Origin of the sequence: Pandoraea sp. PE-S2T-3 (assembly GCF_002179965.1) — a bacterium.
Classification (GTDB): domain Bacteria; phylum Pseudomonadota; class Gammaproteobacteria; order Burkholderiales; family Burkholderiaceae; genus Pandoraea.
Window position 1 is genome coordinate 270,422 of the sequence record NZ_NGUQ01000033.1, and the last position, 25,348, is coordinate 295,769.

A 25,348-nucleotide genomic window follows, 5' to 3' on the forward strand; every position below is an offset into this window, starting at 1 on the left:
AGTTGTCAGTGATGCAATCAGGCGACCTTGACCAGTTGTGCATCAATACCCTACGCGTCTTGTCGATCGACGCGGTGCAGAAGGCGCAGTCCGGGCACCCCGGCACGCCGATGGATGCCGCGCCGACAACTTACTGCTTGTGGCAACGGTTTCTTCGGTACGATCCGGCGCATCCGCACTGGCCTGGGCGGGATCGTTTCGTCTTGTCGAATGGACATGCCTGCGCGCTGCTGTACAGCTTGCTGCACTTGTGCGGCGTCAAGTCCGATGACGAGGCCGACGAATTGGCCGTGTCGATGGATGATCTGAAATCATTCCGTCAGGCCGGAAGCCGGTGCACCGGGCACCCCGAGTACGGATGGACAACGGGGGTGGAGACGACGACCGGGCCGCTCGGGCAAGGCATTGCGACGAGCGTTGGCATGGCCGTGGCGCGGCAATGGTTGAGCGCTAATTTCGATCGTCCGGGATTTCCGCTATTCGAATACAACGTCTACGCGCTTTGTGGCGATGGCGACATGATGGAGGGACTGGGTGCGGAGGCGGCATCGCTCGCCGGTCATCTCAAGCTGGCCAATCTGTGCTGGATTTACGACGACAATCACATCACGATCGAGGGCACCACCCGCCTGGCGTTCACCGAGGATGTGGGCGCACGTTTTGCCGCTTATGGCTGGCACATCGAGCGCGTGAGCGATGCCAATGATCTCGCGCAATTGACGCGTGCCTATCAGGGCTTCCTCGACACCCGCGACGCCCCGACGCTCGTCATCGTGCAAAGCCATATCGGCTATGGCGCTCCGCATCGGCAGGATACACGCGAGGCCCACGGCGAACCGCTCGGCGTGGCTGAGGTACGCCTTGCCAAAGAATTCTTCGGCAGTGATCCCGACCAACAATTCGACGTGCCCGATGGCGTAACAGCGCATTTGTACAAAGGCTTCGGCCGACGGGGGCGCGATGCCTATACCCGTTGGCTCGAGCTTTTTGCTGAGTACCGGGCCCAATATCCCGATCTGGCCCAAGCGCTCGAACAGATGCAAGCGCGCGAGTTGCCTGCCGAGTGGGAAACTGCGTTGCCCGAATTCGCGCCCGCCACGGCGGGTCTTTCGACCCGGGCCGCATCGGGGCAGGTCCTTAATGCCCTCGCCGCACGGGTGCCTTGGCTGCTGGGCGGTGCAGCCGACCTGTCGCCATCGACGCTCACTCGCCTCACGTTTGATTTTGCTGGCGACTTTCAAAGCCCCGACGCTGACGCCGGCGGCGACTATCGAGGCCGGAACTTTCACTTTGGCGTGCGCGAACATGCCATGTGCGCGATCGCCAGCGGCATGAGCCTGTCGTCGTTACGACCGTTCGTTGCCAGCTTCCTGATCTTCACCGATTATTGCCGGGCGGCACTTCGGCTGGGCGCGATGATGGAGTTGCCGCTCATCACGCTCTGGACGCATGATTCCATCAGCCTCGGCGAAGACGGGCCGACGCACCAGCCGGTCGAACAGCTTGCGTCGCTGCGCGCCATGCCGGGCATGACCGTACTGCGTCCGGCAGATGCCAATGAGGTGGTCGAAGCGTGGCGCTTCATCATGAGACTCAAACGCGGGCCAGTCTGCGTGCTCTTGACGCGGCAGGCGGTGCCCACTCTCGACCGAAGTCGTTACGGTAGTGCCGCAGGTGTCGCACGCGGTGCGTACGTCCTGATCGATGCCTTTGAGGAAATGGACGTCGATGACGGCACGCCGGATGTATTGTTGCTAGCCACCGGCAGCGAAGTGGCGTTGTGTGCTGCGGCTTACGATGAACTGACACGTGAGGGCATTTTCGCCCGGGTTATCAGCATGCCATCGTGGGAAATATTCGAAAGCCAGTCGTTGGCCTATCGAGATCACATCCTGCCGCCCTCGGTCGCCGCGCGGGTGGCCGTCGAAGAAGCGTCCACCTTCGGGTGGGAGCGCTATGTCGGACACGAAGGCGCCATTCTCGGGTTGCACACGTTCGGCATGTCGGCACCGCGCGAAGCGCTGGCACGTCATTTCGGCTTCGACGTGCCACATATCGTCTCAGCGGCCAAGGCGCAACTCATGCGCCACGGCACCAAGCCGCGCGGGGAAATGCCATGAACGAACCCAACCAGCAGACGTCGGATACCCCATCGGTTAGCCCCTATGCCGGAAAACGCTTGTCTCCGGACATGCTGGTCAATGTCTCGCGACTGGTGACGGCGTACTACTGCAACACACCCGACCCGGGCATCGCGGCGCAGCGGGTCGCTTTCGGCACCTCCGGCCATCGGGGTTCGTCGTTTCTGACGACGTTCAACGAAGCCCACATTCTCGCCATCTGCCAGGCCATCTGTCGCTACCGCCAACGGCATGGCATTGCAGGTCCGATATTTGTCGGCATCGATACGCACGCCTTGTCCGAGCCGGCCTTTGCGACGGCCATGCAGGTTTTCGCGGGCAACGGCCTCGAGGTGATGATCTCGACGGGCGGCGAATACACGCCAACACCTGCGGTATCGCATGCCATTCTCACGTACAACCAGGGCCGCACGACCGGGTTCGCCGACGGTGTCGTCATTACGCCATCGCACAACCCTCCCGACAACGGCGGATTCAAGTACAACCCACCACACGGCGGCCCGGCAGAGTCTGCTGTGACCGACTGGATCGAAGCGCAAGCCAACGAACTGCTGCGGGGCGGACTGGGGACGATGCCTCGGGTCAGCTTGGAGCAGGCCATGCGGGCCTCCACGACGCACCCCTATGACTTCCTGAATACGTATGTCGACGACCTGCACAACGTGATCGATATGGACTTGCTGCGCGCCTCGGGTATTCACATGGGCGTTGACCCGCTGGGCGGCGCTGGCGTGCACTATTGGCCGGCGATTGCCGATCGGTATCGACTCAATCTGACGATAACCCGCACGACCATGGATCCGACATTCGGTTTCATGACCGCCGATTGGGACGGTCGCATTCGCATGGACCCCTCCTCGGCTTTTGCCATGCAGGGACTGATCGCGCAGAAAGACGCGTTCGACGTCGCCTTCGCCTGCGACACCGATCACGATCGGCACGGTATCGTGACGCCGGGCGCGGGCTTGCTTCCGCCCAATCACTACTTCGCCGCCACCGTCGAGTATCTGCTGGAGCACCGCCCCGAATGGCGACCCGAGGCCGCCATTGGCAAGACCGTGGTCGGCAGCCAGTTGATCGATCGCCTTGCATCAAAACTCGGCCGGCGTCTTTACGAGGTACCCGTCGGATTCAAATGGTTCGCCGAAGGACTGCTCGACAGCTCATTGGCAGTGGCCGGCGAGGAAAGCGCGGGCACGTGTTTCCTGCGCCGTGATGGCACTGTCTGGACCACCGACAAGGATGGTCTGATTCCCGCGCTGCTGGCAGGCGAGATGATGGCGCGCACTGGCCAGGATCCCGGGGCGCTTTACCGGACACTCACGCACGCCTTGGGCTCACCGGTCGAAGCCCGGCGCGAGGCGATGGCGACGCCAGCGCAGCAGGCTGCGCTCGCCGCATTGACGGCTGACAAGGTGCGCTCGAAACGACTCGCCGGAGAGCCGATCAACGCGATTCTGACGCAGGCACCCGGTAACGACGCGCCGATAGGCGGCTTGAAAGTCGTGACCGATCATGGCTGGTTCGCTGCCCGTCCGTCGGGGACCGAGCCGATCTACAAGATATACGGTGAGAGTTTTCAGGGAGAGCACCACCTGCAGCAGTTGCTGGGCGAAGCGCAAGCCATCGTCGACGAAGCGCTGCGCGACGCAGCATCCACACCCGCCACAACGAGCCGCCCTGAAAGCCCGCCTGAAGCAGGCCCTTCGTGATGTATGGGCAGTGACGCATCAACTTCCATGGCAAGCCGCTCAGGTGATTCTCGATCATGAGCACAATGGGCCCCTGATTAAGACCGTAGTGCCACGGCGACGTCCACCCGCCGGCGCTTCCGTCTGGGTTCGGGTAGGTCGTGTTGAATGTTGATTTGAAGCCATACGGATTAGATTTCGTCAGTTTGGCGCCGTGTAGAAAATGCTCCATTACCGGTAGTACGATCTCGGGCGCGAACGGCAACGACGCGACGACAGCCCAGGGCGCTAGCGTCCCATCGTCGGGGCCGAACGGAACGCCCCGCCCAAGGTAATCGTAGAATTTTCGGCTCACGCCATTGATCTTGATGAGGTCGGGGCCGGGACCGTCGCTCGCAGTGATCCCCCAGCAGCACTCCCCATAGCCGTCGTATTGCAGCGGGTTGACGATGCCGTATTGGCGCTGCACGTAAGTCGCGCGGCGGCTGTTCTCGAAATAATCCATGTTCCGCGCGCGCATGGCGGCGTCCTGTATGCCCCGAAAGTCGACCCAGATGTGGGACAACTGGTGGGTAAATAGCGGCCCGGCGTAGAGATAGTCGAAGCCGTAGCAGTGCTTCCACTCATACGTCGAAGCCCAGACCGTATAGCTGCTCGGAGGTAGCGGATGGGTCGGCGAAGCCAGACCCAGGATATAGAGCAGCAGCGCCTCGTCGTACCCCTCCCAGCGGTATGGGATGAACCCATTTTCCGGACGCCACCCATGAGTGACTGTCTCTCCCCCGTTCAGGAACCAGGCCCAGTCAGCGCGCTGGTATAGCGCATCGGCTAACTCCCGGATGGCTTTCTCGTCGTCCGTCTGGCCGTCGAAATAGATACCGGCCGTGAGCATGCCGGCCAGCAGGAATGTGGAGTCAACGGTCGAGAGTTCACATTGCCAGACACGTCGCCCGGAACGCATGTCGAGAAAGTGATAGTAGAAGCCGCGATAGCCCGTGGCGTCAGGCTCGGGCCCCTGATGACTGTTCCAGAAGAACCTCAAGGTCTTGAGGGTTCGCTCCACGGCTGCGGCACGCGACATCAGCCCGCGCTCGACGCCGACCGGATAGGCGGCCAATGCCAGCCCCGTGGCGGCAATGCTGGCGGGCCAGCCAGGCTGTGTTTTGTCGATCACCAGCCCGGTCACGTCGTCCGACTCGTGCAGAAAGTAGTCGAAGGTTTCGGCCTGAAGCGACAACAGGTCGGCCTCCATCGTCAGGAGCATGAACGTCGCCTTCGGCTCGTTGGATCACTCACGCGTTATCGAAACTGAAGGGGCAGAAAAAGGCTGATGCCCGGCGATGTCTGCGGTGCGTACACCACAGGGGGAGGTCCATACGCGTAGCCGTCACGGTAGCCATCGTAGTGACGCGATTCACTGCGCCGGTACGTATCGTGCCGGACGTCATGTCTCACGCTCTGGTGAGCGTCGTGATGTTGCGGCTCCGCACTCGCGGCCCCCGGTGCAAACGCGCACAGGATCACCAACGCAAAACCGAGCGTCACCCCGACGGCCGTCGCGGCATGTCTTCGTGTTAATGAGGATTTCATCATTGACTCCTGTGCGCTCAGCTCTTACGGCCCACGTGATGACCTTCGCTACGGAAGATCTGGTCGGCATTGTGTTTCTGTACGTCGGACATGCTGTTGTATAGCGACTCGAACGCGGGCGTCAGTTTCTTGATGCCATCGGCATGAGCCTCGGCAATCTGGCCGTACGAATGCAAGTCGTCGGTGGCGCTCATATGGCTCGCCCCGTCATTGCGTGCGTGCAGCAACGTCTGCATCGTGTTGGCGTTGTCCCGCATGATCTGCGCAACGGGTAGCCACAGGGACTCTTGCGCCGAAGTGATCTGCAGCCGCGTATGCAGACTGCTGATGCGCGTTTCGACAGGCGTGCGCGCCGCCGTCTTCATTGCATGGGCGCCCGTGGGGCTATTCATGGCCGGGGCGGCACCCGATGGCGTGCACATGACGGCGAAGCCGGCAACAATCAGAACTTCAAGTGCGCGTACGACGTGAAGTTGCGTCGAAGTGTTCTGGAGTTTCATGGTCTTTCTCAAAGATGGGGCGGCGACAATTTGCGCGGTCAGCCCGTGAATGACGGCAATCACGTTCGATTGGTCAGTCAGTTATCCCCCCGCAACGCCGAGGTGTCTGTTCGCTGGCGGACCATTCGCCGCTTTCAACCCGTATCAACGACTGTTCGCTATCGGACAGACGTGACGGGCGCTCTCCCCTAACCTCTGCAACATGCTGCCGGTGAATTAGGTGCAAGCGGCAGTTACGGCCCTTGAGTGGGCATGTTCGTCAGCCTGGAAGGCTGGCATGGTGCCGTCGCGAGGACGATAGGGAGAGTCTCATGTTCACGTGCAGAACCTGCGGCGAGGTGAGCGACTTTCCGGAGATGAGCCCGGAAGTCAACGATCTCGGCTTCTACTTCGATTGCCCCGACTGCGGTGCGAGAAACAAGCTTGTCAACGTAGCCACGCCTGGCGAGACGGCAGCGCTGGTACAGCTTTCCGACGAGTAAAGCGCCATGCCGAAAGGTCTGGTGAACTGAGTGGAGAACGCAATATGAACTACGAAGATCGCGATACGTACGGAATGTACAAGACGCGCGCGGCGACGAGCCCGGGCCCGAGCACCGCGCAGGGGCCCGGCCCCAGCTTGATGGGCGCAGACACGCTCGTTGGCAACAGCGTGTGCAACGAGCACGGTGAAGCCTTGGGCGACATCAAGGAAATCATGCTCGACGTTCGCGCAGGTCGGGTCAGTTACGCCGTACTGTCGTTTGGCGGCTTCCTGGGCGTCGGGAAAAAGCTGTTTGCGGTGCCCTGGCAGGCACTGAAACTCGATACGGAGAACAAGCGCTTTGTTCTCGATGTCGACAAGGAGCGACTGGAAGATGCACCGGGATTTGACCCGGACCACTGGCCGGACATGGCGGATCAGGCGTGGGTCGAGGAGATCCACGATTATTACCGTCCGTCCGACCCGCTGTAGTGCCATCTTCGCGGCTTATCCCGACGGATAGGCACCCGACGTCAAATTGAGGGCTTAGATCATGAAATATGCAAAGCTGATTGCCGCTGCGTTGGCGGTACTCGTCTTCGGCGCATGTACCGGACCTGCCGGACCTGCCGGACCGCAGGGGGCAACGGGCAACATGGGGAATACCGGCTACACCGGCGACACCGGCGCGACAGGTGTGCAGGGTGACATGGGGCCGCGAGGCACGACTACGCCCGGGACGGTGATGGTAGTGCCGTCGCAGTAACTTGACGGGCGAATCACAAATCGAGCCCCCATTTGGGGGCTCGATGCATTGTGGGGTATCACAGCGCTTTGATGCGCGTGATCTTCGTCCCTTCGAGCGACACCCCAGCCATCAGGCCACTGTTCGTCAGAACAAACGCGTTCACCTGACTACTGGCCGTCGTGGTATCGACATTCCCGTTTGCGCCGATCTTCAGCACCGCGACCGACGCGTCTCCACCGGCCGACCAGCCGTCAGCACTGCGGAAGCGATTGAGCGATTCCTGCGTCATGAAGAGCAGCACGATGGCTCTGGATTGCGCGCCGATCTGCCAGCCGACCGATCCCGTCACCGTGCTGTAGTAGCCCACGGTTTGATTCGCCACGCGAAGCGATCCCTCGCCGTACTGACCTCCCACGACAAATCCCGCATCCATGACCGACGGAAAGATCAAGACCCCGTGCGCTTTACGCACAAGTTCGCGAGATCCGTTGGCCGTGGCGTAGAGTCGCGTCAACGTCGAGTCCACGCCTGCATCAATCGTGTGACGCTTGTCCATCTGCTGCCCACTGGCGCTTGTTGGGCTGGTCGTCGTGCAGCCAGAGAGCGCCAGTCCAAGCACCATCATCGAACCTGAGGTGCCCCAAATAAATTTTCGTCTTTGCATGACCCTCTCCTCTGTCGTGAGTGACTCGCTCAAGTTATGCCCGTGCGCGTCCGGATACGGTACGTCAACGTACACGTCCGACAGATTCGTCGATGATCAAACCATTGAAGGGCGAGGCGCCCAACGCACACCTTCGGTTCGGTAGCGGACCGACATGCGGAGTGCGTTCGCGCATGCTGAATTTCTCAGCCATGCAGCTGAGCACGATCCTGAGTGTGAGAGCGGTCGTGTCCGGTTTGCCTCGCGTACGTCATGTCGGCGTCCGGTCCAGGCCACCGTGGTCATACGGAGATCACCATGACTGCCCTAATTCCCGTTGTTCCCAACGTTGCCGGAAAGCTCGCCATCGATGCGTTACCGGCAGCACCCAAGCCCAGGCAACATCTGCTGGCCATGGTTCGCGTGCATCACCCCGCATGGCGAGGCGCGCTGGTGGGCGGTTTGGCGATAGCATTTGGCCTCGCGCTCGTGCCCGCCAAGGCGGCTGACAGCAGCATGACGTCTGACGCCAAGGCCGACGTACATCACTCCGAGCGTGTCATGTCGGACAGTTGGATTACCACCAAAGTGAAGTCCGAGCTCCTGGCAAACAGCATCGGCGATGGCACGAGCGTCTCAGTCAAGACCACCCACGGCGTAGTTTCGCTGAGCGGGATGCTCGACAGTCGTGATGCCGTCAACGATGCGAAACGCATTGCAGGTCATGTTCAGGGCGTCAAGCGCGTAGATAGCGCGAGGTTGACCGTCGGTGCGCGATAACTCAAACACAACGGCGCCATCGCAATCGCGCGATATGTCCCGATGAAAGTGAGGTGATCGCGATGAGTTACGCAGTTCTCCTGCTTGGCGCAATGGTCTTCATTCTGATTCTTTCGTAATCGTACGATGTCGCTTTCAAGGGAGCCTCGTGTCCCCGCCCTTCGACCGATTGCCCCGTGAATTCATCAGCACCACCTTACGAATCAGGAGGCCCGCAGTGTGGTCATTCGTATGGATCAGCCGGGGCGCAGCCCGTCTTCTAGGGCGTCAGCGAACACCTGGCGACAATATCGCCCAGCGACCGGACACCGCGTTGACGGTCCCGGCGCACAGCCCCGAAACCACCAATTTTTCCACGCCCTCTTCTGTGCCACCGCCGCCGCGCATGCATATGAACGCGCGCGGCCTGGCACTGGGTATTCTGACTACGCTCGCCGTCCTATTCGCTCTCGAATGGGCACAGCGATTTGTCGTGCCGGTGCTGCTCGCGATTCTCCTCGCTTACACCCTGAACCCCCTTGTCGTATGGTTAGCGCGAATCAGGATCAGACGTTCGATCGGCGCGATCCTCGTCATGCTCGCGGGCGTTGGCATGTGTGTGTCCGGGAGCTACCCGTTGCGCGATGAGATCGATAGAGTGGTCGAACAATTACCGGCTGCCACGCGCACATTTTCGACCGTGCTCGCCAGCGTGCATAGTGGCACTTTTGGCAATATACAGAAGATGAAAGCGGCAGCGGGCGCCATAGAAAAAGCGGCCAACCAAGCCTCGGATCTGTCTCCACCTCCGAAGCAACCTGTCACGCACATCGTGGTGGATCAGCCTACGTTCAAGCTCAGCGCCGTCTTGTGGGTCGGCTCGATGGGCGCCCTGGGATTAATGGCCCAAGCCTTGATGGTCATCCTGCTCGCGTTCATTCTGCTGGTCAGTGGAGACACGTTCAAGCGAAAGCTGGTGCGACTCGCGGGACCGTCGCTATCCAAAAAGAAAATCACACTGCGCATCCTCGACGACATCAACGATTCCATCCAGAAATACATGCTGATGCTGCTTGTCACCAATCTGTTGGTCGGTGGACTGACGTGGGTTGCGTTTCGCCTGATCGGACTGGATAACGCGGGTGCATGGGCACTTGCGGCGGGATTGTTGCACGTTGTCCCCTACTTTGGGCCAGGGGTAACCGCTGCGGGGACTGGCATGGCAGCTTACATGCAGTTTCATTCGTTCTCGATGGCCCTTCTTGCGTCAGGAGCATCGCTCGCCATTGCGGCTTTCGTAGGCACTGTTGTGTCCACGTGGATCACTGGAAAAATTTCCCGAATGAATCCGGCAGCCATCTTCGTGTCGCTGCTGTTCTGGGGGTGGCTCTGGGGGATTGCGGGCATGCTGCTGAGCATCCCGATCATCGTAATCGTGAAGGTGGTGTCGCAACATGTGGACCATTTTCAGCCGCTGGCCGAACTACTGGGCGAATAATATATCGACGACTCCCAGCAGTCGGAAAGGCGCCAAGACAGTGATTACGCAGCAGTCTTCAGTCCCGGTAGCGCGCCGGCAAGATCGGTGCTGGCTAACGCAGACGACAATGCAACGGGATTCATGCTGTCGACCATCGTGGACGGCATCAGTATCGTGGCACCGCGCTCCTTGGTTGTCTCGTAGATGATATTCATGGCGCGCAGTTGCAAGGCCTGCGGATGGCCTTCGTAAATGGCCGCAGCCTCTACGAACTTCGCTGCGACGAGGGCTTCGGCCGATCCGAGAATCATGCGAGCCTGCTTTTCGCGTTCGGCTTGTGCCTGTCTCGACATGGCATCTTGCAACGCCACCGGAATGGCGACGTCGCGAACCTCCACCGACATCACCGCGATCCCCCAGGCGGCGGTCTTCGCGCCAATTTCGAAACGCAGTTGCTCGTCCGATGCCTTCCGATCGGATAGCAGCGACGACAACATCGACGCGCCGATCATCTCGCGCAATGACGTCTGAGACACCCTGTCGATCGCTTGCCGGTAGTCGGTGATCGCCAACGCGGCCTTCTCAGCATCGTTGACATGCCAGAAGATGATCGCGTCGACATTGACGGGCACGGTGTCCTTCGTCAGCGCCTGCTCGGCATTGAATGCAGTGGTTTGAATACGCTCGTCGATCACCGCCGTAACGCTGTCGATGACAGGCAGGATCATGAACAACCCCGGGCCTTTCACGCTTTGCAATTTCCCGGCGCGCAGAATCACGAACTTTTGCCACGCGTTAGCCATCTTCAGCGTCGAAGCCAGCAACACGGCGGCAAGCACGAAGCACGGCGCCAGATAGGGGCTGATATACATGCCAGAGCCTGCCCCTGCGAGAAGCAGCACCAATACTAGAAATGAAGTGATGGAATTCATGGCTTGCACTCCTTGGCATTCGCACACGCGCACTAACAGCACGTTAGAGCCACCGGGTCCGCCTGACCAGGCGGGCCACGTCCTACGTCAATCATTTATGCTTCTTCGCAACCTGGCGATCATCGCCGACTTGCGCCTGCTCCTTCCCGGCGTTCTTTTTGATCGCCCCGCCTGCTTCCATCTCTTTGTTGCCGGTTACCTTGCCTGCAACCTCTTTGGTTTTTCCTTCGACTTCCTTGACCTTACCTTTGACTTGATCTTTGTTCATGATTAGCGCTCTCGTTCTCTGAAAAATGGAGTGCCCTGATGACAGGGCCTTGGATATCACGCAACGGCGCGATGCTGTGGCTCAAGCGCCTGAGACGGCGTCGAGCACGCGCTGTTTTGACCGCTTCATAAACGCCCCATGACGAGCAGAACGGTCGCGGTCAATCTAACGTCGTGGGTCGTGGGTTTCGGTCCGGTGGCGTACGGAGATGACCAAGATGTGAGATCCCGGCCCAATGGCTCACTCACTGCCGTCGCGCTCGCGGGTCGATATGTCTTCCCAGTAGCCCGGATGGCCATAGTGCTTGTAGATGCTGATTTCCTGCCGCCGATCGAGTCTCGCCTTGGCATCGTAGCGCGGCGCCGCCTTCACGGCCTCGCGCGTCAGGGACAGCGTGACCGTCGCATCCAGCCAGTTCACACTCTCGATCACTCTTGCCGGGAGAGCGACTTGATTGCCCATCCACCAATTGCTGGTGTTGACCACGATGTAGCGCACCGCCCAAGTGTGGACGTCCACGAGCAAGCCTTCTACGTGTCCAATGTCACCGTTCCGAGCATGAACGTGATAGCTGGCCACGGCATCCGAACTGCGTAGGCGAGGGTCCTGCTTCGGTCGGTTCACCATTTCGTCATGGGAGTGCTTAGACTCACGCGCCACACGAAAAGCGTCCTGCTCGGACCGACTGCCGCTGGCAAGGCCGCTCGGAAATGCCCCTTCACCCCATGCATCGGCCCCGCCCCAGTAGTCGGGATAGCCGTAATACGCCAGATAATCGGTTTCGTGCTGGCGCGACACCGGCTTATGCGTGTCGATATTTGGGCTGTGCTTGACCTGATCCTTTGTGATCATGACCGGGATGATGTCGTCGAGCCAGTCGCTCTGGCCGATCGAAATCGGCGAAATCAATACCTGCCGGTTCGCAAGCCACGTCCCGGTTTCCACGACGAGATACCTGACGACCCACGATTTGTCGTCGAAGTACAGATCTTTCACCCGGCCGACGTCGCCGTCCGTCGCGCGAATCGTGCAGCCCTCCAGTTCGTCCAAGGTACGTAACATCGCAAACCTCCCGTGAGTGCGTTGTCATTGACGCCGCCTGAGCGCCGCTCGCACGCAAACATTGCGCGCGGGTGACCCTCAGACGCCAAATTCAACCCCACGCTACTCGAACGTTTCAGGCAAGTCCGTTCGGTATCGGACCGACTCCCCCGGCAAAAGCCGCGACGATGACTCGATGCACATGCCGCGCACGTGCGAAGAGGAGTCGATCATGAGAAAGGAACGCATTCTGCTTCACGTCTACGGGCAACGTCACGACGCTGTCTGGACCTTGACATGTCTGGATCTATCGTTTTCCTCCAGTGCCACGGACCTGATGAAGGCCAAAGCGTACGTCCGGGCCAACGCGCATGAGTACCTGGAAGGCAAATTGGTCGGTGAGAACATCCAGTTCCCAGCTGTGCCAGTCAGTGCGCGCGACATTGCCCAGCGCAAGGTGAAATACTGGCTCTCCCGAGTCTGGCAGCACTTCGACGGACGCACGCGAGACCACATTTACGACGAAGTCATCGGTCTGGATGACAAGCATCCCGTTTTCTCCTGATCGCCGTGGAACAACGGAGACATCGGCATGTGGAAGCTGCCAGAAATGGATGCCTTTGTTAGCGCCAGCCGGGGGACGAGCGACTTCGGCCCTCCGGAAGCACCGATTCGGGCAGAGTTGTTCAGCCGCGACCGGCTGGAGCAGCATGCGCTCAGTCTGGCGCACGCCCAGCAAATTGCCGTTCATCCTCCGCGCACCCGGTCACTGACCTCGCGCGCCGCCGATAACGAGCGCGTACTCCGCAAATGCTATGACGCTACGGCGCAAGCGACCTTGCAGCGTCGTTCGATCACCCCGGCTGCGGAGTGGCTGCTGGATAACTTCCGTACCGTCTCCGACCAGTTCAGAGAAGTCCGGCACGGCCTGAACACCCAGTCGTTCCGGTCATTGCCGCGTCTGCTCGATGGCCCGCTGCGCGGCTACCCTCGTATTTATGGCGTGCTCTGGGCCTTCGTGGCCCACACCGACAGCCGTTTCGATCCCTCGCTGCTCAGTTGCTTCCTGCTGGCGTATCAGAAGGTCGAGCCGCTGACCATGGCCGAACTCTGGGCCATGCCGCTGACGCTGCGTGCCGTGATGATCGAGAATCTCCGGCGCCTGTGTGCGCACGTCACACAGGCGCAGGTCAGCCGGCAAGCCGCCGATCGGTACGCAGACGATTTGCTATCGCGCAACGCATCTGCCTCGCCCACCCACAGCGACGCCCCGAAGGCGCGCGCAGGCGTTGTCGCACCGTTCGAGCCGGCGTTCACGGTCCAGTTGATTCAGCGCCTGCGCTATCAGGACAGGTCACTGCAATGGCTGAGTGACCAACTGGCGCAACAAGGACAATCGGCTGACGATGTCGTACAGGCCGAACACGCCAGTCAGGCCGCAGCGAACATGACCGTGCGCAACGTCATCACCAGTTTGCGCGACATGCGGGCATTCGCCTGGCAGCCGCTATTCGAAGAAGTCAGCCTGGTCGACGCCCATCTGCGCCACAACCCGGGTTATGCGGACATGGACTTTGCCACGCGCGACGCGTACCGGCACGAGATCGAGAAATTGGCGACAAGGTCTCGCTTGTCCGAGCTTGCGGTGACACAAGCCCTGAACCTCAAGACCGCCGCTGCGGCGGCCGGCATGGGAGATTCGGTAGGCGTCGAAGACATGCCCCGACGCATGGACCCGGGCTACTACCTTCTGTCGGCTGGCCGACGCGACTTTGAGAGTGAAATCGCCTATCGCGCACCGCTCACCAGCCGCTGGCAACTGCATGGCGCGACGCATTGCGCAGTGGCCTACATCGTGAGCGTTTGTCTGTTCAGCTGTCTGACCGTGGCCCTCCCCCTTTTGCTCAGCGTTGCCGCCGGGGTAAGCGCCGCCGGACTCGTGCTGCTGGCGATATGCGGACTCTTTCCGGCGTCGGAACTCGCCGTACTGCTCATCGATCGCGGCCTCACCCGATGGATTCCCCCTCGCCATTTGCCTCGCCTCGAGCTGGCCGACGGCATTTCGCCGGACCTCAGAACATTCGTCGTAGTACCGATGATGCTGACGAACGAGGCGGACATCGCCGCACAGGCCTCCCAGTTGGAAGTGCACTATCTCGCCAACCCCAAGGGCGATGTCCGGTTTGCCTTGCTCTCCGATTGGCGAGATGCGGATACCGAGCACATCGACAGCGATATGCCGCTGTTGGACGCCGCCAGCGCGCGTATCGCGGCACTGAACGCCCGCTACGCGACCGGTTTTCCCGATACGCCACGATTCTTTCTGTTTCACCGCAGGCGGCTTTGGAACGACACGCAGGGCAAATGGCTGGCCTGGGAGCGCAAGCGGGGAAAACTCCACGAATTCAACCGGCTGCTGCGAGGCGCGACGGATACTTCGTTCATGAACATTGACGGGCGGGCGCCGAGCATTCCTCCCGGTGTTCGATACGTCATCACGCTCGACAGCGATACGCGCTTGCCCATCGATGCCGTGCCGCAACTCGTCGGCACCGCAGCGCACCCGCTGAACCGGCCTTACCTCGATCCGACCTCGCGGCGCGTGGTCGCCGGCTACGGCATCCTGCAACCGCGCATCACGCCGACGTTGCCCAGCATGAGCGAAGGCACTGTCTACGCGCGTCTGTTCTCCGGAACATTTGGCATCGATCCCTATGCGGGGGCCGTGTCGGACGTCTATCAGGATCTCCTTGGCGAGGGCAGTTACATCGGGAAAGGTCTGTACGACGTCGACGCCTTCGAATCGTCGCTCGCGGGCCGAATTCCCGAGAATACGATTCTCAGCCACGACCTTTTCGAAGGCAATTTCGCGCGTTGCGGCTTGGTCACCGACATCGAATTGTTCGAGGACTTCCCCTCACATGCGCAGGTGGCAGCCACTAGACTCCACCGCTGGATCCGCGGCGACTGGCAGCTCTTGCCGTGGATTATCGGAAAGCGCGGTGGGGCGATCCCGGCCGCGGCCCGATGGAAGATGCTCGACAATCTGCGTCGCTCCCTCACGGCGCCAGGCGCACTGGCGACGCTAGTGTGCGCATGGGTGATCGCGCGGGCCCCCGTTGAGGTCTGGTCGGCGCTCGTGTTGCTCGCCATCTCCGCCCCCGCGATCTTCATGATTGCGGCGGGCCTGATCCCGTCACAGACTGGCATTTCGATGCCCAGCCACTGGCGCGCGGTTGGCCGAGACGTTCGCAGCGGTGTCGAGCGCACTTTCGTCGTGGCGTCGATGTTGGCCAACCACGCGTGGCTGGCGGCGGACGCTGTCGCACGCACGCTATTCCGGCTGACGGTCTCGCGACGCCGATTACTCGAATGGGTCACCGCGGCACAAGTCAAACTGCACGCCGGACGATCTCTGGGCAATTTTCTCTGGTCGCTTCGCGGTGCCGTCACCCTCACCGCGCTGTGCACCGCCCTCGTGGAATGGCTCAGACCTGCCAGCCTGCCTTGGGCGGCCCCGTTTCTGATCGCGTGGGGGCTCTCTCCGTTCGTCGCTCAATGGATCAGCCGTCAACCCAGCCCTGCACGTCCTTCCCTTGTCCCCATTGGCGATAACCTCGCCTTGCGAGTGGCCGGCCGCCGGATCTGGCGGTTTTTCGCCACCTTCGTCGACGAGGAGAATCATCACCTTCCCCCCGACAACTTTCAGGAAGACCCGCGCCCGATAGTGGCTCACCGAAGCTCGCCCACCAACTTCGGCCTCTACCTGTTGTCGGTACTGTCCGCGCGAGACTTCGGCTGGATTGGTGTGACGGAGACGGTGGAACGTCTGGAGCGCACCCTTGGCACGATGTCGATGCTTGCCCGGCATCAGGGGCATTTTTTCAACTGGTATGACACCCGTGATCTGACGCCGCTGATACCGCAATATGTGTCAAGCGTCGACAGCGGCAATCTGGCCGGGCATCTGCTCGTGGTCGCGAGCGCTTGCGAGGAGATGCCCGTCCAGCCGTTATTCGCCCGGTCACAACTCGACGGCGTGCTGGACACGCTCGCCCTCCTGCGCGACGCCATCGCCCACGAGAGCGACGACCGCCGAACGCTCACGGTGAATCGCGACCATCTGTACCAAGCGCTCAACGCGCTGGAGCGCGTGCTTCTCAAACCGGCGCCCTCCGTCCCTATCGACGCCTTCGCCGGCGCGTCGGAGAACTGGCGCCAACGCTGGTACGCGATCGACCGGCTGGTGAGCACGCTGGTCGATCTCGCTCAGACATTCGTCAATGAACGAGGCGACGCAGCGCATAGCGAAGTGCTCTACTGGGTCGGTGCGATTCGTGACGACGTCAAGAGCCACCTGCGCGATCTCGCACCGAACGTTTCTCCGAGTGGCGAATCGCCTCAGGACGACACACCGTCACCGTTGCCCGGCGCGGAGATCCCGGACGCCGCCATCGCAAAACGGTTTGAAGCCGTCGCGGTCTTGGCCCGCAGGCTCTTCGACGAGATGGACTTCCGCTTCCTATTCGCGCCCGAGCGGCGGCTGTTTTCCATTGGCTACAGAATGGGGAATTCTGAGCTCGACAACTCGTACTACGATCTGCTCGCGTCCGAGGCGCGATTGACGAGCTTCATCGCCATTGCCAAGGGCGACGTGCCGGCCACGCACTGGTTCCGGCTCGGACGCATCATGATGCCCTACGGCAAGGCCGCAGTGCTGATGTCGTGGTCTGGCTCGATGTTCGAATACCTGATGCCCTCGCTGGTGATGGACTATCCCCATCAAAGCCTGCTGGACTCAACGTGTGCGCTGGCCGTGTCGAGTCAGATCGCCTATGGCAAGGAACGCAATGTGCCGTGGGGTATCTCCGAGTCGGCCTGCCATATACGAGACCGCGCGCTGACCTACCAATATGCCGATTTCGGTGTGCCCGAGTTGGCATTAAAGCGGGGGCTCGCCCGGTCTCTAGTCGTCGCGCCTTACGCCACGGTGCTTGCCGCCATGTACGACGTGCCGCACGCCATCGCCAATCTGAAGCGGCTCGACGCCGTTGGCGCTCGCGGTATCTTCGGCTACTACGATGCCGTCGACTACACCCCCTCGCGTTTGCCGAAGAATTGTAGCGCTGTGCCTGTTCGCACCTATATGGCCCACCATCAGGGCATGTCGCTCGTTGCGTTGTCAAACGTGTTGTTTGGTGACGTGATGCGGCAACGTTTCCATCGTCAGGCGGTGGTACGAGCGGCCGATCTGCTGTTGCATGAGGCCAATCCGCGTGAGATCTGCGCGGTCGATCTCGCGCCTGACATTGCTGACACGCCGTTGGGCGTCGACGCCATCTTGCCGGTCATGCGCCGTTTCTATTCCGCCAGTCAGACGCCACCCGCCACGCACTTACTGTCCAACGGCGAGTATTCGGTCATGGTGAGCGCCGCCGGTTCCGGATACAGCCTATGCGGCAAGGCGGCCGTGACCCGCTGGCGCGAAGACCTCACATGCGACCCCTGGGGCAGCTATCTGTTTCTGCGGGACATGGCCAACGACGCCGTCTGGTCTGCGGCGTTCCAGCCTGTAGGTACCGAGCCTGACAACTATGATGTTGCGTTCTCGGAAGATCGCGCCAGCATCGTGCGACATGAGGGATCGTTAGTCACGACCCTCGAAATTCTCGTATCCCCCGAAGACAATGCGGAGGTTCGCCGGCTGTCCATCACCAATGCGGGCCAGCAAACGCGTGAAATAGAAGTCACCTCCTACGCCGAAATCGTGCTCGCGCCGATGGGAAGCGACACGGCGCATCCCGCGTTTTCGAACCTGTTCGTCCAAACGGAATACTTGCCGGAAGTGCAAGGTCTGCTCGCCATGCGCCGTCCTCGCGGGGGCGGCGATACTCCTCTCTGGGCGGCTCACGTGCTTGCCAGCACGACGCATGGCGGCAATGTGGGCTATGAGACCGATCGCGCACGTTTCATCACACGGGGACGGACGATCCGCGATCCTGTGGCGGTCATGGATGGCCGTCCACTGTCGAATACGGTGGGCCCGGTGTTGGACCCGATCTTCAGCCTGCGCACGCGCGTCATCGTTGCCCCCGGCGCGACCGAGCATCTCGTGTTTTCCACGATGGTGGCCCCCAACCGTGAGTCATTGCTCGATCTCACGGACAAGTATCGCGACCCGGCATGCTTCCAGCGCATTTCGACATTGGCCTGGACACGGGGACAGGTCAATCTGCACTACCTGGGCATTACGGCCGATGACGCGCAGCTGTTCCAGTTCATCGCCAACCGGGTGCTCTATGTCGACCCTGCCATGCGCGCGGCGGTCGAGGTACTCAAGCGCAACGTACTCAGTGCGACATCGTTGTGGCGTTTCGGCATTTCCGGCGATCTGCCCATCGTCCTGGTCCGCGTAGACGATCCGGACGATCGCGACATTGTCAGGCAGTTGCTTCGCGCCCATGAATACTGGCAAGACAAAGGGGTCCCGGTCGACCTCGTCATTCTTAATGAGCGCAAGGTGTCGTATGTCCAGGACCTGCAAGTTTCACTGCAGACAATGGTCAGCGGCACGCAAGTCACGCCTGCGCATGGCGCCGGACATGGTGGTATTTCCGTCATTCGTGCCGATGGCCTCGACGCTTCTGAAATGACATTGTTGTTGAGTGCTGCGCGCGTGGTACTTGCGGGCGCGAAGCAAGGCAGCCTGGAAGAGCAAGTGGTCCGGATGGGGCGCAGCGATATCCGCAAGCCAACCAGCATCACCCGGATTTACGACACGCGCGGCGATGAATACCCCGACACGCCCTTGCCCACCCCGACGTTGGAGTATTTCAACGGACTGGGAGGGTTTGCCGACCAGGGGCGCGAGTACGTAACGGCGCTCGGGCCCGGCCAGCGAACACCCGCGCCGTGGGTGAACATCATTGCTAATCCGGGCTTTGGTTTCCAGGTTTCGGAGTCGGGGGGCGGCTATACCTGGGCGTCCAACAGTCAGGAGAATCAATTGACCCCGTGGTCGAACGACCCGGTCGTCGATCCTTGCGGTGAAGCGTTCTTTCTGCGCGACGACGACACAGGGTATCTGTGGAGCCCGACCGCGTCGCCTATCCGGCTGGAGAATACGCGATACATCGCCGCTCACGGGTTTGGCTACAGCCGTTTCGAACATGCCGTGCACGGCCTCAAGACCGAACTCGTGCAGTTCGCGAGTTGGCACGATCCTGTCAAGCTGTCCACGTTGACTATTGAAAACCGGACGAAACGGCCGCGCAAGCTCTCCGTTGCGGCCTACGTCGAATGGGTGCTTGGGAATGAGCGCGCGCGCAATGCGCCGTTCGTCGTCTCCGAGATCGATCCCCTCACGGGCGCCATGTTTGCTACTAATCCGTGGAACGCCGAGTTTGGTGAACGAGTCACCTTTATCGACTGGTGTGGCGACCAGACTGGCTGGACCGGTGACCGCACGGAATTCATCGGCCGCAACGGCGACCTCGCCCACCCGGCCGGGATGATGCCCGACGCCATGCTTAGCGACACCACTGGCGCAGGCATGGACCCATGCGGCGCATTACTCACCCAGATCACATTGGGTGCCGGCGAGAGAATCGAGCTCACCTTCGTTCTGGGGCAGGCAAACGACCGCGACGCCGCGAGGCAATACATTCAGCGGTACCGCGTGACGCCGCCCTCAAAGGTCTTGTCGACGGTCAAATCAGAATGGCATGCCATTCTCACGCAGCTTCAGGTCGAGACCCCGGATAGGGCGACCGATCTTATGCTCAACGGCTGGCTGCTATACCAAGTGGTGTCGTGCCGCATGTGGGCGCGCTCGGCGTTCTATCAGGCCAGCGGTGCATTCGGATTTAGGGATCAGTTGCAGGATTGCATGGCGCTTTGCCACTCACGCCCCGATCTTGCGCGGGAGCATATTCTCAAGGCGGCCGCCCGACAGTTTGTCGAAGGGGATGTCCAGCATTGGTGGCATCCGCCCTCAGGGCGAGGGGTGCGCACGCATATCTCCGACGACCGGCTCTGGCTGCCCTACACGGTCACCCATTATGTAAGGGTGACCGGCGACACACAGATTCTCGATGAACGCGTGCCCTATCTGGAAGGGCGCACCGTCGCTGACAACGAAGAGAATGCGTACTATGTGCCGACGGTATCAGCGCAAACAGGCACGCTGTTCGAACACTGCCAACGCGCCATCGATTGCAGCCTCGCCACGGGTGTCCATGGACTGCCGTTGATCGGCGGAGGCGACTGGAACGACGGCCTGAATCGGGTCGGGGTGGAAGGCAAAGGCGAAAGCATCTGGCTGGGCTGGTTCTGGCATGCCACGGCTATGCCCTTCGCCCACTTGGCGGACGCACGCGCAGAGGTCGAAGCCGCAACGAGATGGCGAGCGCATGCCGAACGATTGCAGGCTGCACTGAACAATGGCGCTTGGGACGGTGCGTGGTACTTGCGCGCCTACTACGACGACGGAACGTCGCTCGGGGGCGCGGGCGATGCGGAGTGTCGCATCGACTCCATCGCGCAAAGCTGGAGCGTGATATCGGGCGCGGGTGATCCTGAACGGCAACGTCGAGCGATGGAATCCGTCGAGCATTATCTGGTCAGGCCGGGTGACGACCTCATCCTATTGCTTGCGCCACCGTTCGATAAGATGGAGCGGGATCCGGGGTACATCAAAGGCTACTTGCCGGGCGTCCGAGAAAATGGCGGGCAATACACGCATGCAGCCACTTGGTGCATGATCGCGTTCGCGCAAATGGGTGACGGCAACCGCGCTGGCGACATGCTCAAGATGCTCAACCCCATCAATCACGCAGACACGCGTGCAGGTGTGCATGCTTACAAGGTAGAGCCGTATGTCATGGCCGGCGATATTTACGCCGCCCCACCACACGTGCGGCGCGGCGGTTGGACCTGGTACACAGGCGCTGCGGGATGGCTCTATCGAGGTGCCATAGAGTCCGTTCTAGGGCTGCAGAAGCGAGGTAATGCGCTTCGCGTGGCACCGTGTATTCCGGGGGAATGGCGTGGGTTTCGCTTGAATTATCTATATGGCGAGTCTCTGTATATCATCTCGGTTGCGAATGTGCATGGCCAGGACGAAGGCTGCGTATCGGTGAGCGTCGATGGACACATCCTTGAGGGCAACGATCCGGACATACCGCTGGTCGACGACGGACACACCCACCATGTACAGGTCAGTCTTGTACCGTCATCTGAACACGTCCCGTACCGTTTGGCGTGATTGGCGGCGCGAAGGGGTAGTTCGCCGCTAGGCCATGAAATGTTTGATAGGCCTAGGGGGCACGAACACATCCTTCCGTACGCGGACTCACGCGTTACTGCGTGCCCCACGCCGATGCGTGGCATTTTGTCTCCTTCGGAAAATTTTCTATTTCCCGTAGTGACTAAACGCTTAGATTCCAATCAAAACACCCCTAGGCATTAAGTGCCCATCGCCCGTGAGTTCGCTATCGTCGACTTGCATCTCCGATCCGACTCGGGTTTCATCCAGCGCGAAGTTTTTTGGGTCCGTAGCGGTCTAATCCATCCCGAACAGTGAATTAATTCTTTTGTGCTAGTCGAACTCACTGAGCGTCAAGGTCCCAAGACTACCTGACACCCGAAGCCAAGCCGCCTGCCAATCCGCGACGGCTTGAATATGCTGAGTTTGGGAGTTCGCCAATTCGGTTTTAGCGTTCAATAGTTCGACCATGCTCCCTACGCCATGGTTGTAACGATGGCGGGCAGCGTCGAAAGACTGGCGGGCTATCTCAATTAAACGGGAGCTATCTCTCACTCGTCCTCCCGCGGTCCGTACAACTTGGTAGCTGTTCCATACCTCCAACTGAACGTGTTGGAAGCCGTCGTCCAGCACTCCCTCTTCCTGCTCTAGCCGAGCTTTTGCTTCGCGAATTTTGTGGTTACGTCCAAATCCCTCAAAAATTTGAATGCTTACTTGTACTTCGACATAACACTCGTGTCCGGGCGAAGGAAATTCGGGTCGACTGCTGCCGGAATTAAGACACTTTCCAGCCTCACGCCGAGGCACTTTCAAATGCCTCGGGACTGACGCCGCCCAGTTGATTCTGGCGACGGGTAGCGGGCACACTGACTCATGCTGAGTAGCCACACCGCTACGTCACGAACGCTTTCCGGGCGGTTCACATGGATCCATGAGAATACAAACCAATTCCCACCTCGTGGGTAATCCTAAAATTCGACAACATGGCGTCGTTCACTCGCGGGAGAGCGGTCACGACCTGCGCGGCCCAATCGAAATACTCCCGCGTTCGCGCCAACGACCATTTGGGCGGTGGCGAACTAACAAGATCCCGAAGATTGCATGTTGCGTCTGCAATTTTTATGAGCGCCGCGTTATCTGATTTTTTAGGCGCCGACTCTATCTGCAGTTGCTTGCGCACTTGCTTCGGGAGCGATTTATCGTCCGAAACCTCCACAACAATCGCTGCGACTTCAGCCCCAAACAGAATTCGCAATTCTTCGCTTGTGGTGAGAGTGTCTTCAATTGTGTCGTGAAGAATCGCGGCTTGCAGCACCACCAAGTCACGGACATTCCCTGTGGTTGCTAGTAGATGCGCTACCGCGATGGGGTGGTTGACATAGGGAGAAGCATCAACATCCTTCCGACGCTGTTTTTTGTGCCGCTCTGCCGCGAAGTGGATCGCGCAGAGTAAATCTGCATAATTACCCATAAGCTTCCCCTTCATTGAATGCCTCGGACTCAAACCCTGTGCACGGCTATCGAGATTTCAACGATACCTGAATCATATTTTCTGAGTGCCCACATCGGTGCTCGGGCTACCAACTATCGACCAAGCAGCCCGGGCGAGCTCAGCATGATCGGCCATCGGGCAAACGTAGCCGCGTCGAGCGAGCGTTCGTGCAGTGATCTTGTTGCCCCATAGCGCGTAACGTCCCACGTAGAGCCCGTACGCGCACCACAGCAACAGCGACACCATGTAGAAGTCCCTGTTCGCATATGCGAGCTCCTCGGGTATCACGTCGATAAGCCCAATCCATGTCGAGTTGCCTGCCCGAAGCAACGTTTGCGCGACGATGTAGCCGATTACGATCAACGCCGGGATGTACAGACGGCGCCTTGCATACGCAACAATCGCTACGATTGGAAACGCAAGGCCGAACCAAAACGACCAAGCTACGCCGATCTTCACTGAGACGACGGTTTCATCTTTTTTCATCAGAACATTCATGCTTCTTTCCCACTTATGTGTCCGACTTCGATCGGCAAGGAATGCCGCAGCGGCTTACTTCTTAGGAATGAGCACGATTGCCCTCGAACGATCATCGAATGCCTTCGTGCCGTCAGGCCAAACGATAAGATCGCCGAGAATGCTGACCGTTTGAGAGGCGTCTTCAAGCCGGTTGATTTGCTCAGCGAGACTCTCCGGCACACTCCCGACGTAACGAAGCTTGTACTGGCGATCACCTACCTGAAGTGCGGTAAAGCCGCCGGCGGCGTCGTGGTCAAAAACGAGGGTTCCATAAAGGATCCCCCCTGCAATTACGGACGTCTTCGGTGGCAGCGGGGCTGATCCAGTGCCCGGAAGAACAAGCACTCGGCCGTTTTCTGCGGTCACGCTAAGTGCGCGCGTTCTAGCGCCGTAGGCGTCCGCAATGCACTCGCTGCTACGACACTTGTCGCGAATAGTCGTCCGCCACTTGTTCTGGTCTTTTCGAAGCCCCACCTTGTCCGCCGTCCGTGCCGACGCCGCAGCGAACACCTGTGCAAGTTGACTATCCAGCGCCGAAAGCTCAGGGCTAATGCAGATCGAACGCTCAACCGAACTCGTCGCTTTGCGGCAGTCGAACGAGGGCTGCAACGTCTCGGCCCGCGCCCATCCGGCGAAAGCAGATCCGATCACGATGGACGTGACCACCAGCACGCTTCGTGCACGCCTCGAACTGCTAATCCCCCGATTCATCGGATTGCTCCCGCAGCTTGCTGGCATCGCGAAGTCATGCCACCACCGAACGTGAGCATCGTCGTGACGTTGATAATCCCCTTTTGCAGTTCATCGCGTGCGGTCGTTGCACAGGCCTGAGCCACTTGGTCATAGCCATCGCTCTTGATGTGCGCCCGAATATCCGCCACCAATCCGCGCGTGTCGACGTTTCGCTTGGTGTTTTCAAGGTCGGCAGGCTTGCGCAACTCGATGAGCTTGACCAAATCCGCTCCACACACATTGATCGCCGTGACGTATTGCTGGCAGGCCGGAGGAATGGACTGGGCATAGGCAGTGGACACAAAAGTGAAGTGGGAAATTACCCCGACGAGCGCCACACACAAATCGCGCTTTTCAATTCTCATCATCTAGTCTCGATATCGATCCGGGTGCGTCGAATTCACTCTTGATCTTGCCACCCGAAAACTAAGGAATTCTTAGTGTAGCAAATATCGCCAACGTCCAGCATGTTTTCCTTTCGGGGAAGAACATGTCGGTATTCGCGAAACGGCTAAAGGAAGCAAGGAAGGCTGCGGGTTTGACGCAGGAGAAGCTCGGAGTCCTTGCAGGCGTAGATGAGATGTCCGCAAGCGCTCGCATGAATCAATACGAGCGAGGCAAGCACGCACCCGACTACTCGATCGTCGAGCGTATCGCCGGCATCCTCAATCTCCCGACGACTTACTTCTTTGCCCCAGATGACTCAGAGGCCAAGCTGCTGGTCGCGTATCATCGCCTAGATGGCGACGACAAAGCGCGTCTTTTGTCCCACGCACTGGAAATGATCAGGGAGAAAAACTGACAGTGCAGCACTCGAATTCAAGAGCATGAAGCAGCCAATGCTTTGATAGTCACTTTGTAAGTCATTGGCTCAGAAAACAAAAAAGCCCTTGAAATTCAAGGGCTTAATTGTTTACTTGGCGGAGAGGGTGGGATTCGAACCCACGGTACGGTATAACCGTACACCAGATTTCGAGTCTGGCGCATTCGACCACTCTGCCACCTCTCCAAGCACACTTTCTGCTTTGAGTCGCTGCCTGAGTGGCCTCAAGCAGCGAGAAAGAGATTATAGCCGAATTTTTTC

General features: G+C 60.0%; 20 protein-coding genes, 1 tRNA gene and 1 pseudogene. 10 read left to right on the plus strand and 12 right to left on the minus strand.

Annotated features, from left to right (window positions below):
• The first annotated feature begins 11 nt into the window (after positions 1-11).
• Positions 12-2,120, plus strand: a complete 2,109-nt coding sequence (gene tkt / locus CDV46_RS20045) for a transketolase (RefSeq protein ID WP_087724519.1) — start codon at positions 12-14, stop codon at positions 2,118-2,120.
• The gene (gene pgm / locus CDV46_RS20050; RefSeq protein ID WP_087724521.1) at positions 2,117-3,853 is read left to right on the plus strand and encodes a phosphoglucomutase (alpha-D-glucose-1,6-bisphosphate-dependent); all 1,737 of its coding nucleotides are present in this window, start codon (positions 2,117-2,119) and stop codon (positions 3,851-3,853) included. Before tkt ends, pgm begins: the two co-directional genes overlap by 4 nt.
• A gap of 16 nt (positions 3,854-3,869) precedes the next feature.
• Here pgm and CDV46_RS20055 read toward each other — a convergent pair.
• Both CDV46_RS20055 and CDV46_RS27460 read right to left on the minus strand, forming a co-directional pair.
• Positions 3,870-5,096, minus strand: a pseudogene (locus CDV46_RS20055) (glucoamylase family protein); the annotation flags it as partial.
• A gap of 343 nt (positions 5,097-5,439) precedes the next feature.
• Complete coding sequence (locus tag CDV46_RS27460; RefSeq protein ID WP_254916137.1) at positions 5,440-5,985, minus strand: Spy/CpxP family protein refolding chaperone; 546 nt, start codon at positions 5,983-5,985, stop codon at positions 5,440-5,442.
• Between the two features lie 248 nt (positions 5,986-6,233).
• Between CDV46_RS27460 and CDV46_RS27210 the strand changes: the two genes are divergently transcribed.
• The 3 genes from CDV46_RS27210 (at position 6,234) to CDV46_RS27575 (ending at position 7,151) form a co-directional block, all read left to right on the plus strand.
• The gene (locus tag CDV46_RS27210; RefSeq protein ID WP_176399119.1) at positions 6,234-6,404 is read left to right on the plus strand and encodes a hypothetical protein; all 171 of its coding nucleotides are present in this window, start codon (positions 6,234-6,236) and stop codon (positions 6,402-6,404) included.
• 44 nt (positions 6,405-6,448) lie between these two features.
• Positions 6,449-6,877: a PRC-barrel domain-containing protein gene (locus CDV46_RS20070; protein WP_087724526.1), complete on the plus strand. Its 429-nt coding sequence runs from the start codon at positions 6,449-6,451 to the stop codon at positions 6,875-6,877.
• 61 nt (positions 6,878-6,938) lie between these two features.
• Positions 6,939-7,151, plus strand: a complete 213-nt coding sequence (locus tag CDV46_RS27575; RefSeq protein ID WP_087724528.1) for a hypothetical protein — start codon at positions 6,939-6,941, stop codon at positions 7,149-7,151.
• Positions 7,152-7,209: 58 nt separating this feature from the next.
• Here the strand turns inward: CDV46_RS27575 and CDV46_RS20080 are convergent, their stop codons facing one another.
• Positions 7,210-7,797, minus strand: a complete 588-nt coding sequence (locus CDV46_RS20080; protein WP_087724530.1) for a BPSL1445 family SYLF domain-containing lipoprotein — start codon at positions 7,795-7,797, stop codon at positions 7,210-7,212.
• A 297-nt stretch (positions 7,798-8,094) separates the two neighbouring features.
• On the opposite strand from CDV46_RS20080, the gene CDV46_RS20085 reads away from it, so the two are divergent.
• On the plus strand, positions 8,095-8,556 hold the full coding sequence (locus CDV46_RS20085; RefSeq protein ID WP_176399132.1) for a BON domain-containing protein: 462 nt from the start codon (positions 8,095-8,097) through the stop codon (positions 8,554-8,556).
• Positions 8,557-8,773: 217 nt separating this feature from the next.
• On the plus strand, positions 8,774-10,033 hold the full coding sequence (locus CDV46_RS20090; RefSeq protein ID WP_254916139.1) for an AI-2E family transporter: 1,260 nt from the start codon (positions 8,774-8,776) through the stop codon (positions 10,031-10,033).
• Between the two features lie 44 nt (positions 10,034-10,077).
• Here the strand turns inward: CDV46_RS20090 and CDV46_RS20095 are convergent, their stop codons facing one another.
• The 3 genes from CDV46_RS20095 to CDV46_RS20105 form a co-directional block, all read right to left on the minus strand.
• A complete protein-coding gene (locus tag CDV46_RS20095; RefSeq protein ID WP_087724536.1) occupies positions 10,078-10,947 on the minus strand; it encodes a slipin family protein in 870 nt (289 codons plus the stop codon).
• Positions 10,948-11,038: 91 nt separating this feature from the next.
• Positions 11,039-11,215: a CsbD family protein gene (locus tag CDV46_RS20100; RefSeq protein ID WP_087724538.1), complete on the minus strand. Its 177-nt coding sequence runs from the start codon at positions 11,213-11,215 to the stop codon at positions 11,039-11,041.
• A gap of 240 nt (positions 11,216-11,455) precedes the next feature.
• Positions 11,456-12,265, minus strand: a complete 810-nt coding sequence (locus tag CDV46_RS20105) for a PRC-barrel domain-containing protein (protein ID WP_217896759.1) — start codon at positions 12,263-12,265, stop codon at positions 11,456-11,458.
• A 223-nt stretch (positions 12,266-12,488) separates the two neighbouring features.
• Here CDV46_RS20105 and CDV46_RS20110 point away from each other — a divergent pair, with 223 nt between their 5' ends.
• The gene (locus CDV46_RS20110; RefSeq protein WP_140413435.1) at positions 12,489-12,821 is read left to right on the plus strand and encodes a hypothetical protein; all 333 of its coding nucleotides are present in this window, start codon (positions 12,489-12,491) and stop codon (positions 12,819-12,821) included.
• Positions 12,822-13,703: 882 nt separating this feature from the next.
• Positions 13,704-21,521 carry a GH36-type glycosyl hydrolase domain-containing protein gene (locus CDV46_RS20115; protein ID WP_254916140.1) on the plus strand — a complete coding sequence of 2,606 codons (7,818 nt, stop codon included), beginning with the start codon at positions 13,704-13,706 and terminating at the stop codon, positions 21,519-21,521.
• 333 nt (positions 21,522-21,854) lie between these two features.
• Here CDV46_RS20115 and CDV46_RS27670 read toward each other — a convergent pair whose 3' ends face one another.
• The 5 genes from CDV46_RS27670 to CDV46_RS20140 all read right to left on the minus strand — a co-directional run bounded on the left by CDV46_RS27670 (position 21,855) and on the right by CDV46_RS20140 (position 24,632).
• Positions 21,855-22,409 carry a TolC family protein gene (locus CDV46_RS27670; protein ID WP_087724543.1) on the minus strand — a complete coding sequence of 185 codons (555 nt, stop codon included), beginning with the start codon at positions 22,407-22,409 and terminating at the stop codon, positions 21,855-21,857.
• 31 nt (positions 22,410-22,440) lie between these two features.
• Positions 22,441-22,992: an HD domain-containing protein gene (locus CDV46_RS20125; RefSeq protein ID WP_087724649.1), complete on the minus strand. Its 552-nt coding sequence runs from the start codon at positions 22,990-22,992 to the stop codon at positions 22,441-22,443.
• Between the two features lie 72 nt (positions 22,993-23,064).
• Positions 23,065-23,511, minus strand: a complete 447-nt coding sequence (locus CDV46_RS20130) for a hypothetical protein (protein WP_087724545.1) — start codon at positions 23,509-23,511, stop codon at positions 23,065-23,067.
• Between the two features lie 54 nt (positions 23,512-23,565).
• A complete protein-coding gene (locus CDV46_RS20135) occupies positions 23,566-24,204 on the minus strand; it encodes a lysozyme inhibitor LprI family protein (RefSeq protein WP_176399135.1) in 639 nt (212 codons plus the stop codon).
• Positions 24,205-24,239: 35 nt separating this feature from the next.
• Positions 24,240-24,632 carry a hypothetical protein gene (locus tag CDV46_RS20140; protein WP_087724549.1) on the minus strand — a complete coding sequence of 131 codons (393 nt, stop codon included), beginning with the start codon at positions 24,630-24,632 and terminating at the stop codon, positions 24,240-24,242.
• 122 nt (positions 24,633-24,754) lie between these two features.
• Between CDV46_RS20140 and CDV46_RS20145 the strand changes: the two genes are divergently transcribed.
• On the plus strand, positions 24,755-25,066 hold the full coding sequence (locus CDV46_RS20145) for a helix-turn-helix domain-containing protein (protein ID WP_087724551.1): 312 nt from the start codon (positions 24,755-24,757) through the stop codon (positions 25,064-25,066).
• 116 nt (positions 25,067-25,182) lie between these two features.
• On the opposite strand, the gene CDV46_RS20150 is transcribed toward CDV46_RS20145, so the two are convergent.
• Positions 25,183-25,273 (minus strand) — tRNA-Ser (locus CDV46_RS20150).
• Between the last annotated feature and the right edge of the window lie 75 nt (positions 25,274-25,348).

Excerpts from the sequence above, each read along its gene's own strand:
- tkt (WP_087724519.1), top strand. The coding sequence starts at position 12 with ATGCAATCAGGCGACCTTGACCAGTTGTGCATCAATACCCTACGCGTC.
- pgm (WP_087724521.1), top strand. The coding sequence starts at position 2,117 with ATGAACGAACCCAACCAGCAGACGTCGGATACCCCATCGGTTAGCCCC.
- CDV46_RS27210 (WP_176399119.1), top strand. The coding sequence starts at position 6,234 with ATGTTCACGTGCAGAACCTGCGGCGAGGTGAGCGACTTTCCGGAGATG.
- CDV46_RS20070 (WP_087724526.1), top strand. The coding sequence starts at position 6,449 with ATGAACTACGAAGATCGCGATACGTACGGAATGTACAAGACGCGCGCG.
- CDV46_RS27575 (WP_087724528.1), top strand. The coding sequence starts at position 6,939 with ATGAAATATGCAAAGCTGATTGCCGCTGCGTTGGCGGTACTCGTCTTC.
- CDV46_RS20080 (WP_087724530.1), bottom strand. The coding sequence starts at position 7,797 with ATGCAAAGACGAAAATTTATTTGGGGCACCTCAGGTTCGATGATGGTG.
- CDV46_RS20085 (WP_176399132.1), top strand. The coding sequence starts at position 8,095 with ATGACTGCCCTAATTCCCGTTGTTCCCAACGTTGCCGGAAAGCTCGCC.
- CDV46_RS20095 (WP_087724536.1), bottom strand. The coding sequence starts at position 10,947 with ATGAATTCCATCACTTCATTTCTAGTATTGGTGCTGCTTCTCGCAGGG.
- CDV46_RS20100 (WP_087724538.1), bottom strand. The coding sequence starts at position 11,215 with ATGAACAAAGATCAAGTCAAAGGTAAGGTCAAGGAAGTCGAAGGAAAA.
- CDV46_RS20110 (WP_140413435.1), top strand. The coding sequence starts at position 12,489 with ATGAGAAAGGAACGCATTCTGCTTCACGTCTACGGGCAACGTCACGAC.
- CDV46_RS20115 (WP_254916140.1), top strand. The coding sequence starts at position 13,704 with ATGACCGTGCGCAACGTCATCACCAGTTTGCGCGACATGCGGGCATTC.
- CDV46_RS20125 (WP_087724649.1), bottom strand. The coding sequence starts at position 22,992 with ATGGGTAATTATGCAGATTTACTCTGCGCGATCCACTTCGCGGCAGAG.
- CDV46_RS20130 (WP_087724545.1), bottom strand. The coding sequence starts at position 23,511 with ATGAATGTTCTGATGAAAAAAGATGAAACCGTCGTCTCAGTGAAGATC.
- CDV46_RS20140 (WP_087724549.1), bottom strand. The coding sequence starts at position 24,632 with ATGATGAGAATTGAAAAGCGCGATTTGTGTGTGGCGCTCGTCGGGGTA.
- CDV46_RS20145 (WP_087724551.1), top strand. The coding sequence starts at position 24,755 with ATGTCGGTATTCGCGAAACGGCTAAAGGAAGCAAGGAAGGCTGCGGGT.